Genomic DNA, 14,408 nt, shown 5'->3' with positions numbered 1-14,408 from the left:
TGATGCGTCTTCTTATTCTGGGAACAGGCGGCATGGCGAAGAACCATGCCGAAGCCTTCAAGGCCATCGAGGGCGTCGAGGTGGTTGCTGCATGTGACGTTTCGGCGGAGCGTGTCGATGCCTTCTCCGAAAATCACGACATCCACAACCGCTTCACGCGGCTTGAGGATGCGCTGGAATGGGGCCGCTTCGATGCGGTTGCCAATGTGACGCCGGATGCCATCCACCATCCGACCACGCTTGCGCTGGTGGGCGCGGGAAAGCATGTCTTCTGCGAAAAGCCGCTTGCAGAAAGCTACGAAAAAGCCGCTGAAATGGCGGATGCGGCAGAGCAGACCAATGTCATCAACATGGTCAACCTGACCTATCGCAATGTCGCGCCCCTGCAAAAGGCGCGCGAAATGGTGATGGCGGGTGAGATCGGCCAGGTGCGCCATTTCGAGGCGTCCTATCTGCAAAGCTGGTTAGTCTCGAAGACATGGGGCGACTGGAAAACTGAAAGCAAATGGCTCTGGCGCCTTTCGACCAAGCATGGTTCGAACGGTGTTCTGGGCGATGTCGGCATCCATATTCTCGACTTTGCCAGCTATGCTATCGGCAGCGATGTGGAGCGGGCCTCGGCACGTCTCAAGACATTTGAAAAGGCGGATAACAACCATATCGGTGAGTATGTGCTCGATGCGAATGACAGCTTCGTCATGATGGCGGAATACGCCAATGGCGCGCTGGGTGTCATTCACGCCAGCCGTTGGGCAACGGGGCACCTGAACGAGCTGCGGCTGCGGATCCATGGCGACAAGGGTGCGCTGGAAATCCTCCACGCACCGACAGGCTCAAGCCTGCGTGGTTCCATCGGCGAGGACATTGAAACGCCAGTCTGGCGGGACATCGATGCGGGAACGGTAGAGACGAACTACCAGCGTTTTGCGCGTGCTGTGGCCGATGGTACGGAACTGGAACCGAGTTTCCGTCACGCCGCCAATCTGCAACGGGTTCTCGATCATGCGATGACAGTGGATCGACCGTTGCCTGAAGTCGTGAGTGGATAAAAACCAGAAGCCCTCCCGGTGGGACCGGGAGGGCTATCGGTCAGTTGTCTTTGGTAAAAGTGTTGTCTACTTCACCACGGAAGAAGTCACGGCCATATATCAAAAGGCAGAGGACGACACCGGTCGCAAAAGCCCAGGCTGCACCGCGAGTGGCAAGAACCGCGCCGACCACGCCGGCAATGCCAAGATCGCGTTGGGAACGTGCTTCGAGAATGCCGACGCGAACCGAAACATATCCCTGAATAAGCAAGGTGAGGGCGAGTGCGACGCCAAGGATCGGCTGCACCAGAGTGACGATCGGCATCAGAAACAAGCCGGTATTGGTGCCCCAGCGAAATGAGCCTGCGCCACCAAAGATCGAATGCATGGCCTTCTTTCCTTGCGAAAAACGCTCGGTGATGACGACGTGCATAGCCGACCAGAGCGGGCCGCACATGCATACATCCGGTCCGAGAACACTCATTGCAGCATTGCGTCCGCCAAAGATGAGATGCGCCCGGTCGGGGTTGTAGTCCACTTTTTCATCAGGACGCGCTTCATCGGCTTCCTTCAGAATGGCGCGGCTTTGCAGGACATCGCCGAACACGACGATATAGGCCGCAAGCATTGTCGGGATTGCGCTGAGGAACATCGAAAGCGGCGGCAAGCCGAGGCCGAAAACCGTATATTCGCGCCATAGCGTGGTGAAATCCGGACTTGTGATCGACCATTCAAGCTTTGGCCACTGTGCTTCACCGAAGAGGGGAGCGATAACGACAGCGAGCAGAATAATCGGGAACACACCAAGCTTTCCGACAATGGCAAGCACCGGATTACTGTTCTTGATACGCGCAAAATGGCGGGAGAAGATGACGTAGAAGCCGAGGCCAACAGCAATGGTGATCGTGAACGGGAACGTATCGAAACGTCCGCCCAGCTGGAAAACCGATATCACGGCGGCAAATCCCGCGCCGACAATGATACCTGCCTTGATGGCGGCGGGAATAAGCTGCACCACCCGATGCGCCATGCCCGTCGCGCCGATAAAGATCGAGAATATGCCGAGCATCATCTGGAATGCGACCAGAGCGTGAACGCGTTCGGGACCTTCGGGGAACGTAGAGCAATAGGCCATCAGAAGCGGGATGGCAGGCGTGATCCAGCCCGGAACGACGGGATCGCCCAGAAGATGATGCGCAAGATAGAACAAGCCGTTCAGCACGACCACAGCAAGGGCGACCTCGAAAGGCATCCCAAGAAGTTCAGTCATGAGCGGGATGGCCGACAGATCCACTGCGCACATCAGCAGCCCTTGAAAATAATCGGGCCATTCGAATTTGTAGTGAACGAAAGGCAGACGAATTTTGAATGGTCCGGCAGGCCAATAGGGCTGCTCCTGACCGTCGATACGTTCAGTGCTCAATTTATTCTCCAAAGACACAGAGACAAGCTGCGGAGAAGCAGCTGTCAGCTCGCTTCTCCGGTGTCCGGTCCGTCAGGTCGTTATGTTTGATCAGAAAGCTTCGCGATAAAGCGCCAGAGCGTCGGCCTCGGTCACATCGACCGGGTTGTTACCCAGAAGCCGTGTTTGCAGCATCGCGTCGCGCGCGAGCATTTCGAGGCTTTCTTCCGTCACGCCAACATCACGCAGGCGGCGCGGTGCGCCGGACTTGTTCATCAACTCTTCCATATAGGTGACGAATGCTGCAGAACGCTCTTCCGTCGTGCCTTCGGATTTCTCCAGCAGCAGATCGCCAAGCTCTGCATAGAGCTTGGCCGCGCCCGCCATGTTGTAACGCAGCACAGGCCCCAGCATCAGCGCATTGGAAAGACCATGCGGTACATGGTAGTGGCCGCCAAGCGGATAAGCCAACGCGTGAACAGCGCCGACGGGCGAGTTGGAGAAAGCCTGACCGGCATAATTCGCGCCGAGTAGCATGGCCTCACGGGCATGACGATCATTGCCGTTTTCGCAAGCGGCGATCAGATTGGCCGAAAGAAGCTTCAGCGCTTCGCGTGCAAATGCGTCGGACAGCGGGTTCTTCTTGATCCGGCTTGTGTAGGCCTCGATTGCGTGGACCATGGCGTCGATGCCGGTTGCGGCTGTATGCAGGGCAGGCAGGCCACAGGTCAGTTCTGCATCGAGAATAACGAAATCGGCGTAGAGCTGACGGGCAACGACGCCCATCTTCGTGGTTTCACCGGTCGTCAGAATGGTGATGTTCGTGACTTCAGATCCGGTTCCAGCTGTGGTCGGGATCTGGATCAGCGGAAGACGGCTGCCCTGCACCTTGCCGATACCATACAGTTCGGAAAGTTCCTGTTCGGAGACAAGCAGCACTGCTGCGAGCTTGGCGATATCCATGGACGAACCGCCGCCCAAACCGAGCACGATGTCGCAACCAGCGGTCTTTGCTTGCTCGACGCAGGCAAACAGCACGGATTCCGGCGGATCGGCCACCACGTCATCGAAAACGCTGATACCGAAACCAGCTTTCTCCAAAGAAGCCAGTGCATGGTCGAGAACGCCTGCCTTGTGCAGGCCTTTGTCCGTCACGATCAGAATATTGCGTTCGGAAAACCGTTCGCCGAGGATTTCGCCGAGGCGCTTCGCAGCGCTCCATTCGACGAGCATCGAACCGACGGTGTCGAACGAAAATGGCTTGATCTCTGTTGTCATCATTCCACCCTTATCACATTCACCAGCGCCGAGGTCTCTCATTTCCTCACCGGCACACAACGCTGGGCTTATCCCGGACCTGCTTCTGTCTTGGGAAGGAAGCGTATCCGTAATTCTCCGATGCAGCCGATGCACCGGTGGCTTTGAAAGAAGGCCTTGGGAGAAACCTTCGATTGTTCAATATATTGAACGATGTTCAAAACCTAAAGATCGATACAGGATGGAAAGGCAGACTGTCAATTTCTCCCTTCGGCTAAGACGCTGAAATTAAGCCCTAAAAGCTGACAAGCGAAACATGCCTGAACATAAGTGGTTGAAAATGTTTACCAGTTCTTCGACGCCAGCCACACAACTTTGTGAATGTTTTATTTAATGCAGCTTGCCGGGCACTGCCTGACGCTACAGCGCGCCATGGAAAAGTACGTTCGCGTCTCCGCCGGATGCAGGATGGACGGAGAACCTCCTGCGCGGAGATCCATGACGATGCCGCAACCGCTTCGGTGGGGCCGTGCTGAACACTTCCGCACATTTTATCAAATGAGGATTCTAAAAAGTGACGAAACAAGCAGGATTTGCACTTGACCTCAACCAAGGTTGAGGAACTAGAGAAGCATGGCCGATCATCTGGAGTATCGCCCATGCGCTTGTCGCTTCTTCTTGTTCCCCTGGCATTTCCCGCTGCGCTCTTCGTCTCAACAGCTGCCTTTGGCGCGGAGGATGACGCTAGTGCGGGAGAAAAACTCTTCAAGCGGTGCTCCGTCTGCCACACAGCCGAGGCTGACAAGAGCAAGCGTGGGCCGTCATTGAACGGTGTCGTGGGCCGAACAGCCGCATCCTATCCCGGCTACCCCTATTCGGACGCGATGCGCAAGGCCGCCGCCGAGGGGCTTGTCTGGAATGAGGATGAACTGAAGAGCTTTCTCAGGAAACCGCAGGCCAGGGTCAAAGGCACCTGGATGGTTTTTGCCGGACTGACCAAGGAAAAAGACCTCGAAAACATGATTGCCTATCTGAAACAGCATTCCGAGTAGTGCTCGTTTCAGTTCGATGTGGCCGAGCGGGTATCCCGCCGCAAGGCCATAGCCGGTCGGAAACGCTGCGGGGTGTTTCCGACCGGCGCTACACAGGTATTCAATCCGAAGGGTTTGCAAGATGATGAACAGAAACGTGCTGCACTTAGATCGCGACGCAATAGGTGCTGTTTCGAAACGAGAGTTCGCGGATGCGATGTCGCGGATGGCATCCACCGTGTCCGTGGTGACAGCGTGCGATGCAGGAGAGGCCCATGGTCGCACGGTAACCGCAGTCTTATCACTTTCAGCAGAACCGCCGATGGTTCTGGTCTCGGTGAAAAGTGACAGTGCACTGGCTACAGCAATCATGGCGGATGGCGGTTTCTCGCTTGCCATGCTCGCGGAAGGGCAGGAAATGATCGGTGATGCCTTCGCAGGCAAGGTACAGCATGCGCAACGCTTCCTCATCGGCGTATGGGGGGAATGGCCGTCTGGCAGGCCGCATCTCTTTGGCGCTTCGGCTGCCATCGATTGCGAATTGGCGGGCAGCGTTCCAATGGCGGATCACACGCTTTTTGCCGGGCTGGTAACGGACACTGATTTGCCGTTGCATTCACGCCCATTGCTATGGGCGCGCCGCAATTATCGCGCACTGAGACATGACACGGATTTATGAGATATCTTGCATTGCCATGAGGCCGCAGCCTACACAGTTTGCATGATTGAGTTTGACGATATGGAACAGTCTGGTCTCAAGAAAAGCCTGGCGGTCGGTGATGTTTCCCGGCGCGCCGGTGTGGCGGTCTCCACGGTTCATTTCTATGAAACCAAGGGCCTGATCGAAGGCTGGCGTACGGAAGGAAACCAGCGTCGCTATCACCGCGCTGTGCTGCGCCGCATCGCCATTATCAAGATCGCGCAGCGCGCGGGCATCCCTCTGGTGATCATTCGTGAGGCCTTGGCGGATCTTCCGCACGATCACGTGCCAACGGTAGAAGACTGGCGGCGGTTTTCTGAAGCCTGGAAAGATATGCTTCAGGAACGTATCGACAGTCTGATGCAGCTTCGCGACCAGATAACGAGCTGCATCGGCTGCGGTTGTCTCTCGCTTTCCGAATGTCCGTTGCGAAATCCCGATGATGTCCTTGGACAACAGGGCGCTGGTCCCAGAAGGTTGATGGTCAAGTCCGGCAACCACACCTAATCGCACAGGGCCTGCATTGAGCCTTCTTTGACCGCAAATAGAGCACGTGGTGTGCTGCATCAGGTCTTTTCGCTGCGGTCTCGGTGCCGCGAAATTCATAATCGTCGTTATAGCAGCCATTCCATCGCGCAAAGTCTAAAGTGCTAGACGCATGGATCGGCCTGCCTGTACCTTACCTGTCGTCTGATCGATAGGCAGGGAGGGCCTCGCATGGACGTGACGATCATAACGGGAGCATCGGATGGGATCGGTGCCGAAACTGCACGGCAGATTGCCCGGCGTGACCGTGCCAATGCTGCTCTGGTGCTTGCTGCGCGCAATGTTGAAAAGCTGGAAAATCTGGCCATCGAATTGCGGCAACTGGGCAGTTCTGTTCTCGTGGTACCAACCGATGTGAAAGATCGTACAGCCTGTATCGATCTTATCAATAAAACCGTTTCCGCTTTCGGTTGTATCGACACTTTGATTGTGAATGCAGGCATGTCGGCCCACGCCAATTTTGCTGAGATCAAACCAGATGATCTCAACTGGATGCATGATCTGATGGAGTTGAATTACTGGGGTAGCGTCTGGCCCATTCATGCAGCACTTCCGTATCTTGCCGCCAGCAAGGGACGGATCGTGGCTGTGTCTTCTGTTGCCGGATTGATCGGTGTGCCGGGGCGCACTGCCTATAGCGGAACGAAGTTCGCTCTTTCGGGTTTTTGCGAGGCGCTTCGCGCGGAACTGGAACCAAGCGGTATATCCATTACCATCGTCTATCCGGGCGTCGTCAAAACCGACATTCGCAAGGTGGGTTACAGCGCAAGCGGCGGTGCGCTGGGAACAAGTGGTGTGCGCGAAGATGACATGATGCCCGTCGAGGAAGCTGTGCGGCTGATGCTGGAAGGCGTGCAGGCTCGCAAGCGTGAAGTGTTGATGACACGCCAGATGCGATTCGGGCGCTGGTTGAAACTGATTGCCCCCTCAATGGTGGATCGCATGGCCCTCAAGGCCATCAAACCGGAGTTCAGACCGAAACCGATTAAGCCAGCTGGGTGAAGAACGCTTCGTTCATTCCACGCTTTGCGGCCAACTATCTATTGACGAGTTTTTAACTTCGACTACTATATATAGTGTTCTAGGTTCTTTCGATTCGTTGGGTCGAAAGCTAAGACGGGAATCCGGTGCGTTTCATCCATGACGGATGCGGCAATGCCGGAGCTGCCCCCGCAACTGTAAGCGGAGAGTTCTGTCCATCACGTCACTGGCTTTGGCTGGGAAGGCGGACAGAATGTTGATCCGTGAGCCAGGAGACCTGCCTTGAACGAGTACGTCCACGGGCGGGGTGTCCGGTTGGCGCGCAATCTTGTGTGGCAAATCGTTGCCTTACGGGTTGCTGCCCCGAACTTCCCGCTCATAGCTTCGGGGTGAAGTCCATGTCCAGTTTATTCAGTTTCGGTTCCGATCCTCCCTTCGAGGCATAGTTTGTGTGGTCAGGCTGCTTGTTCGTGCGGCTGGCCGATCCCGTATCTCATGTCTTTCGACGCGCATTTTGCGATGCGCGAACGGCTCTTTGCGTCTCCTATCGAGAGTATTCCAGTTTAAACCGGACCGTTGGAAATACTCTATCTCTTTGTTTTTATGCATGTCTTAACCCCAAAACCGGTTCCCACTTTTGGGAGACATGCTCCAGTGAGGAAAAAATGAACGTCACCGTTTACAGCAAACCCGCCTGCGTCCAGTGCACGGCCACCACGCGCGCCCTCGACCGCCAGGGTATCGAATATGAAGTCATCGATATCTCCGCCGATGCCGATGCTTTCCATCTCGTTCAAGACATGGGTTATCGCCAGGTGCCGGTGGTTGTGGCAGGTGAATCCCATTGGGCGGGCTTCCGGCCCGATATGATCAGCGCTCTCGCCTGAGGGCTATGGTCACATGAGCCTGATCGTCTATTTCTCCAGCCGGTCGGAAAATACACACCGGTTTGTCGAGCGGCTTGGAATGCGGTCGAACCGTATCCCGATGGACGGTTCAGGCGGATTGCAGGTGCGCGAGCCATTCGTGATCGTGACGCCCACATATGGTGGCGGCGGCTCCAAGGGCGCTGTCCCCAAGCCTGTGATCCGCTTTCTCAACGATGAGAGCAACCGCTCTTTCATCCGCGGCGTGATTGCCGCGGGAAACAGCAATTTCGGCGAGGCTTTCTGTATCGCCGGCAACATTATCTCCGCCAAATGTCAGGTTCCCTATCTCTACCGCTTCGAGCTTCTGGGAACCGATGAGGACATTGGCAATGTCAAGAACGGGATGGAACGATTTTGGACACGGCAGACACGACCTTGATCCGAGAGCGCGAGGCACAGCCAGTGGCGCAGGATGCGCCTCAAGCTGTAACTTCCAACAGCAGTAAACCGTCAAAATCCTTGGACGGGCTGGATTATCACGCGCTCAACGCGATGCTGAACCTTTACGATGACGAGGGAAAAATCCAGCTTGACCGCGACCGGCAGGCTGCGCGCCAATATTTCCTCCAGCACGTGAACCAGAACACGGTCTTTTTCCATAACTTGCGGGAAAAGATCGATTATCTGGTGACCGAAGGCTATTACGAGCAAGAGGTACTGGATCAGTATTCCTTCAATTTCGTGCGCGATCTTTTCGACGAAGCCTATGCGAAGAAATTCCGGTTTCCGACCTTTCTCGGCGCGTTCAAATATTACACCAGCTATACGCTGAAAACCTTCGATGGAAAGCGCTATCTGGAGCGCTATGAAGACCGTGTCTGCATGGTAGCGCTGACGCTGGCGCGCGGCAATGAACAGCTGGCACGCAATCTGATGGAGGAGATCATTGCAGGCCGCTACCAACCTGCGACGCCGACTTTCCTCAATGCAGGCAAGAAGCAGCGCGGCGAGCTCGTTTCCTGTTTTCTGCTGCGGGTTGAAGACAATATGGAGTCCATCGGGCGCTCAATCAATTCGGCGTTGCAATTGTCGAAGCGGGGCGGCGGGGTGGCCTTGAGCCTTACCAATATTCGTGAGGCGGGCGCGCCTATCAAGCAGATTCAGAACCAGTCATCCGGCATCATTCCGGTGATGAAGCTTCTTGAGGATTCCTTTTCCTACGCCAATCAGCTTGGCGCGCGACAAGGTGCGGGCGCTGTCTATCTGCATGCGCATCACCCGGATATCATGCGCTTTCTGGATACGAAGCGCGAAAACGCCGACGAGAAAATCCGCATTAAAACCTTGTCGCTTGGTGTGGTCATTCCAGACATTACCTTCGAACTCGCAAAGAACAACGAGGATATGTACCTCTTCTCGCCTTATGACGTGGAGCGGGTCTACGGTGTGCCACTGACCGAGATTTCGATCACCGAAAAATATCGGGAATTGGTCGATGATGCGCGCATTACCAAGAAGAAGATCAATGCACGCGAGTTCTTTCAGGTGCTGGCGGAAATCCAGTTCGAGTCCGGTTATCCCTATATCATGTTCGAGGACACGGTGAACCGCGCCAATCCGATTGACGGGCGCATCACCATGAGCAATCTCTGTTCGGAAATCCTCCAGGTGAGTGAGGCGAGCATCTTCGGCGAAGACCTTTCCTATGATCATCTTGGCAAAGATATTTCGTGTAATCTGGGTTCGCTCAACATTGCATCGGCAATGGACTCGTCCGATTTCGGCAAGACCATCGAAACCTCCATCCGCGCTCTGACAGCAGTTTCCGATATGAGCCAAATCGGTTCCGTGCCGTCGGTCGCCCGAGGTAATGATGAAAGCCATGCCATCGGTCTCGGTCAGATGAATCTGCATGGTTATCTCGCCCGCGAGCGGATTTATTACGGCTCGGAGGAGGGCGTCGATTTCACGAATATCTATTTCTATACGGTTACCTATCACGCGATCCGCGCATCGAACCTGATTGCAGTGGAAACGGGCAAGTCCTTTAAAGGTTTTGAGAAATCCAAATATGCAACGGGTGAATATTTCGCCAAATATACCGAGCAGCTTTGGGAACCAGCGACGCAAAAGGTTCGAGAAATTTTCGAAAAGGCTGGCATTGCGATTCCGACGCAGGATGACTGGCGCGATCTGAAAAATGCGGTGATGGAGGGCGGGCTTTATAACCAGAACCTTCAGGCCGTGCCGCCGACAGGCTCGATTTCCTACATCAATCATTCGACGTCATCGATTCATCCGATCGTGTCGAAGATTGAAATCCGCAAGGAGGGCAAGATCGGTCGCGTCTACTATCCGGCAGCGTTCATGACCAATGACAATCTCGATTACTATCAGGACGCCTATGAGATCGGGCCGGAGAAGATCATCGACACCTATGCGGCAGCAACACAGCACGTCGATCAGGGCCTGTCTCTGACATTGTTCTTCCGCGATACCGCAACGACACGCGATATCAACCGCGCACAGATCTACGCGTGGAAGAAGGGCATCAAGACCATCTACTACATTCGCCTGCGCCAGATGGCGCTCTCCGGCACGGAAGTGCAGGGTTGCGTTTCCTGCGCCCTCTGACCACTGGTGATGACCAATGAATATTCAAGTGAAAACCAAGAACCCGAAACCCGCCGCAGTGCGTGCGATCAACTGGAACCGGATAGAAGATGAGAAAGACCTTGAGGTCTGGAATCGTCTGACCGGCAATTTCTGGCTGCCGGAAAAAGTGCCGCTTTCCAATGACATTCAGTCGTGGGAAACGCTGAAACCGCAGGAAAAGCAGCTAACGATCCGCGTTTTCACCGGGCTCACACTTCTTGATACGATCCAGAACGCAGTCGGTGCCGTGAAGCTGATGGATGATGCCGCGACGCCGCATGAAGAAGCGGTGCTGTCCAATATTTCCTTCATGGAAGCGGTTCATGCACGATCCTATTCGTCGATTTTCTCGACGCTGTGCCTGACGCCGGATGTTGACGATGCCTATCGTTGGTCCGAGGAAAACGAATTCCTGCAGCGCAAGTCCGTTCTGATCCTGGACCAGTATCGCGCGGATGATCCGCTGAAAAGGAAAATCGCCAGCGTCTTTCTGGAGAGCTTTCTGTTCTATTCCGGCTTCTATCTGCCCATGTACTGGTCGAGCCGGGCAAAGCTGACGAATACAGCCGATCTTATCCGGCTCATCATTCGGGATGAGGCCGTGCATGGCTATTACATCGGTTACAAATTCCAGCGCGGACTGGAACGCTTGAACGAAGAGCAGAAGCAGGCAATCAAGGATTTTGCCTTCGAGCTTCTTCTGGAACTTTACGACAATGAGGTTCGCTACACGGAAGCGCTCTATGATGGTGTTGGCCTGACCGAAGACGTCAAGAAGTTCCTGCATTACAACGCCAACAAGGCCCTCATGAACCTCGGCTATGAGGCACTCTTCCCGGCTGAAGCGTGCAAGGTCAACCCGGCGATCCTGTCCGCTCTTTCGCCGAATGCAGACGAAAACCACGACTTTTTCTCCGGTTCCGGCTCTTCTTACGTCATCGGCAAGGCGGTCGCGACTGAGGATGAAGACTGGAGTTTCTGATGGCATCTCGGCGCCGCGTAATACCGGTGCCGAAGTTTTCTGTTCTGGAGATGACGTTGACGTTGCGGTCTTGTTTTGCGACACATGAATGATGCAGACCGCCATCACAATCGATCAGGACTATCTCGTAACACGGCTCAAGGCGCTGCTCGCCATACCGAGCCCGACCGGGTTTACCGACGAAGCCGTGCGTTATGTTGCGCGCGAGCTGGAGCATCTGGGGCTTGAGGTTATGCTGACGCGCCGGGGGGCTATTCGCGCGCGCAGGGTGGGCCTGACGGAGAGACCGGCGCGCGGGATCGTATCGCATGTCGATACACTCGGCGCACAGGTAAAATATCTGAAGGAAAACGGACGACTGGAACTGGTTTCCATCGGTAACTGGTCAGCGCGTTTCGCCGAAGGTGCCCGCGTTTCCATCTTTTCGTCCAAAGGAATTTATCGCGGTTCGATCCTGCCGCTGAAAGCTTCCGGCCATACATTCAATGACGAAGTCGATACGCAACCGGTCGGCTGGCCTTATGTCGAACTCCGCGTCGATGCGCTCGCCCGAAATCGTGATGATCTGCTGCAGCTCGGTATCGATGTCGGTGACATAGTTGCCGTCGATCCCGCGCCCGAATTCATCGATAATGGCTTTATCGTCTCGCGTCACCTTGATGACAAGGCAGGCGTTGCAATCATGCTTGCGGCCCTCGAAGCGATGCAGAGAGCCAATGTGGAAACGCCGGTCGACAGCTATTGGCTGTTCACCATCGGCGAGGAAGTTGGAGTGGGTGCCTCTGCGGTCGTTGTGCCGGATATTGCCTCGCTGGTCGCCATCGATAATGGCACGACTGCGCCGGGCCAGAATTCATCGGAGTTTGGCGTCACGCTTGCCATGGCGGACCAGACCGGACCGTTCGATTACCATTTGACGAAGAAACTCTACGAGCTTTGCGGAGAGCATGACATTCAGGTCCAGAAGGACGTGTTCCGTTATTACCGTTCCGATGCTGCGTCTGCGGTTGAGGCGGGGCATGATGTGCGCACGGCTTTGCTGACCTTCGGTGTTGATGCCTCGCATGGTTATGAGCGCATTCATCTAAGCGCTCTGACTTCCATTGCAAAACTTGCAGTTCATTATGCAATGAGCGAAGTCGAGATCAAACGCGATGCCGAGGAAACCGCCAAGGGCCTCAAGGGTTTCACGCATCAGAAATCGACCAAGGCAGAGCAGGATTTGAGACCCGAGGATACGCCTGTGGAATAGGCTTTGAACTTTTTGAGATCACGAGCGGGCTCAGGCCCGCTTTTTTTGTCTCGCAAAAATTAATTATGATAATTCATTGATGGTCGTTGATTTATGCCTATAAATTAGAGTCTGACGGATTTGACAAATGAAGGGGAACCCCATGAGAAGGTTATTCCGTGCCGTCCTGACTGCTATGGCGCTTTCGGTCGCCGGGGCGGGCACAGTCGCGCTGGCCCAAACGCCGCCCAATGTGCTGATTGTCGGGCAGATTGCAGAGCCGCAATCGCTCGATCCGCATACAGTCACGGCTACCAATGATTTCCGCATCCTCGTCAATATTTATGACGGCCTTGTGCGCTACAAGGACAGAACGCTGGAAGTAGAACCGGCACTGGCGGAAAGCTGGACGATTTCGGACGACGGCAAGACCTATACGTTCAAGCTGCGTCAAGGCGTGAAGTTCCATGACGGTTCGGATTTCAATGCCGAAGCGGTCAAATTCAACTTCGACAGAATGCTAAAGGAAGACCATCCGTTCTATAACACTGGCCCATTTCCGCTTTCGTTCAATTTCTCGTCCATCGATGCAGTCAATGTGCTCGATGAACACACTGTCGAGTTCAAGCTGAAGGAGCCTTTCGCTCCATTTCTTTCCAATCTGGCCTATCCGACCGGCCTGATCGTGTCGCCGGAAGCGGTCAAGAAATACGGTAAGGAATTTGGCCGTCATCCATCAGGAACCGGTCCGTTCAAGTTCGCGGAATGGCAATCCGGCCAGCGTGTGGTGGTGGAGCGTAATCCCGACTATTGGGACACAGCGCCAGCATTGGAAGCGGTTGTGTTTCGCCCGATCACGGATGCCAATACACGCGTCGCGGAGATGATGGCAGGCGGGCTGGATGTCATGGTGGAAGTGCCGCCGGATAATCTTGCCACCTTCAAACAGGACGCGAATTTCGCGGTTGCCGAACAGGCGGGCCCCCATGTCTGGTTTACCATCCTGAACGCGAAGAGCGGTCCATTCGCGGATAAGAAAGTGCGTCAGGCGGCGAATTATGCGGTCAACAAGCAGGGGCTTGTCGATAATGTTTTGCAGGGTTCCGCAACTGTTGCTGCGGGGCCGATCCCACCCGCCTTCAACTGGGTCGAGAACAAAGCCGAACCCTATCCTTATGATCCGGAAAAGGCCAAGGCGCTCCTTGCCGAAGCTGGTGCAAGCAATCCTGAAATCACGTTCTATGTGACCGAAGGCGGTTCTGGCATGCTTGATCCAATCACGATGGGTGCCGCAATCCAGGCCGATCTTCAGGCTGTGGGCTTCAAGGTCAAGATTGAAACCTATGAATGGAACACGTTCCTTGGCCGGGTCAATCCGGGGCTGGAGGGCAAGGCCGATATGGCCGAGATGGCATGGATGACCAATGATCCGGACACGGTGCCTTATCTGACGCTTCGCAGCGACGCACTGCCGGACAAGGGCGGTTTCAATTCCGGTTACTATTCCAACCCCAAAGTGGATGAGCTTCTGGAGAAGGCGCGGTCATCGACCGATCAAACCGAGCGCGGCAAGCTTTATGGCGAAGTGCAGAGCATCGTCCATGACGATGCACCATGGCTGTTCGTGGCGAACTGGAAGCAAAATGCAGTCACGACCGCTGCCGTCAAGGGGTTCAAGTTGCAGCCGTCCTTCCTGCTGCATTTGAAAGACGTAACCAAGCAATAA

At 55.1% G+C, this 14,408-nt stretch carries 13 protein-coding genes and 1 riboswitch; of the genes, 11 read left to right on the top strand and 2 right to left on the bottom strand.

Translation table 11 applies throughout. The annotated features are described in order from the left end of the window. Positions 1-2 precede the first annotated feature (2 nt). Positions 3-1,049 carry a Gfo/Idh/MocA family oxidoreductase gene (locus KWJ32_RS10040; RefSeq protein WP_011982683.1) on the top strand — a complete coding sequence of 349 codons (1,047 nt, stop codon included), beginning with the start codon at positions 3-5 and terminating at the stop codon, positions 1,047-1,049. 40 nt (positions 1,050-1,089) lie between these two features. On the opposite strand, the gene KWJ32_RS10035 is transcribed toward KWJ32_RS10040, so the two are convergent. Beyond that, positions 1,090-2,451, bottom strand: coding sequence for a hypothetical protein (locus KWJ32_RS10035; protein ID WP_010660906.1), 1,362 nt, complete (start codon positions 2,449-2,451; stop codon positions 1,090-1,092). Between the two features lie 90 nt (positions 2,452-2,541). Next, complete coding sequence (locus KWJ32_RS10030; protein WP_036579386.1) at positions 2,542-3,711, bottom strand: iron-containing alcohol dehydrogenase; 1,170 nt, start codon at positions 3,709-3,711, stop codon at positions 2,542-2,544. A 635-nt stretch (positions 3,712-4,346) separates the two neighbouring features. Between KWJ32_RS10030 and KWJ32_RS10025 the strand changes: the two genes are divergently transcribed. The 10 genes from KWJ32_RS10025 (at position 4,347) to KWJ32_RS09980 (ending at position 14,408) form a co-directional block, all read left to right on the top strand. After that, positions 4,347-4,739: a cytochrome c family protein gene (locus KWJ32_RS10025; protein ID WP_011982685.1), complete on the top strand. Its 393-nt coding sequence runs from the start codon at positions 4,347-4,349 to the stop codon at positions 4,737-4,739. A gap of 121 nt (positions 4,740-4,860) precedes the next feature. Beyond that, positions 4,861-5,397, top strand: a complete 537-nt coding sequence (locus KWJ32_RS10020; RefSeq protein ID WP_011982686.1) for a flavin reductase family protein — start codon at positions 4,861-4,863, stop codon at positions 5,395-5,397. Positions 5,398-5,457: 60 nt separating this feature from the next. Further along, positions 5,458-5,925: a redox-sensitive transcriptional activator SoxR gene (gene soxR, locus KWJ32_RS10015; protein ID WP_040128766.1), complete on the top strand. Its 468-nt coding sequence runs from the start codon at positions 5,458-5,460 to the stop codon at positions 5,923-5,925. 210 nt (positions 5,926-6,135) lie between these two features. Next, the gene (locus KWJ32_RS10010; protein ID WP_011982688.1) at positions 6,136-6,966 is read left to right on the top strand and encodes an SDR family oxidoreductase; all 831 of its coding nucleotides are present in this window, start codon (positions 6,136-6,138) and stop codon (positions 6,964-6,966) included. Positions 6,967-7,030: 64 nt separating this feature from the next. After that, a riboswitch (cobalamin riboswitch) is annotated at positions 7,031-7,245 on the top strand. A 365-nt stretch (positions 7,246-7,610) separates the two neighbouring features. Then, complete coding sequence (gene nrdH, locus KWJ32_RS10005) at positions 7,611-7,832, top strand: glutaredoxin-like protein NrdH (RefSeq protein ID WP_010660916.1); 222 nt, start codon at positions 7,611-7,613, stop codon at positions 7,830-7,832. A 13-nt stretch (positions 7,833-7,845) separates the two neighbouring features. Further along, positions 7,846-8,253, top strand: coding sequence for a class Ib ribonucleoside-diphosphate reductase assembly flavoprotein NrdI (gene nrdI, locus KWJ32_RS10000; protein WP_011982689.1), 408 nt, complete (start codon positions 7,846-7,848; stop codon positions 8,251-8,253). After that, positions 8,229-10,448, top strand: coding sequence for a class 1b ribonucleoside-diphosphate reductase subunit alpha (gene nrdE, locus KWJ32_RS09995; protein WP_011982690.1), 2,220 nt, complete (start codon positions 8,229-8,231; stop codon positions 10,446-10,448). Before nrdI ends, nrdE begins: the two co-directional genes overlap by 25 nt. 16 nt (positions 10,449-10,464) lie before the next feature. After that, positions 10,465-11,451: a class 1b ribonucleoside-diphosphate reductase subunit beta gene (gene nrdF / locus KWJ32_RS09990; RefSeq protein ID WP_011982691.1), complete on the top strand. Its 987-nt coding sequence runs from the start codon at positions 10,465-10,467 to the stop codon at positions 11,449-11,451. Positions 11,452-11,542: 91 nt separating this feature from the next. Continuing rightward, positions 11,543-12,703: an osmoprotectant NAGGN system M42 family peptidase gene (locus tag KWJ32_RS09985; RefSeq protein ID WP_040128763.1), complete on the top strand. Its 1,161-nt coding sequence runs from the start codon at positions 11,543-11,545 to the stop codon at positions 12,701-12,703. Between the two features lie 142 nt (positions 12,704-12,845). Next, complete coding sequence (locus KWJ32_RS09980; RefSeq protein ID WP_151610204.1) at positions 12,846-14,408, top strand: ABC transporter substrate-binding protein; 1,563 nt, start codon at positions 12,846-12,848, stop codon at positions 14,406-14,408.

The organism is Ochrobactrum sp. BTU2 (genome assembly GCF_024539785.1).
Classification (GTDB): Bacteria; Pseudomonadota; Alphaproteobacteria; order Rhizobiales; family Rhizobiaceae; genus Brucella; species Brucella anthropi.
The sequence above is the reverse complement of the archived record's forward strand: the minus strand, read 5'-3'. Positions and strand labels throughout refer to the sequence as shown.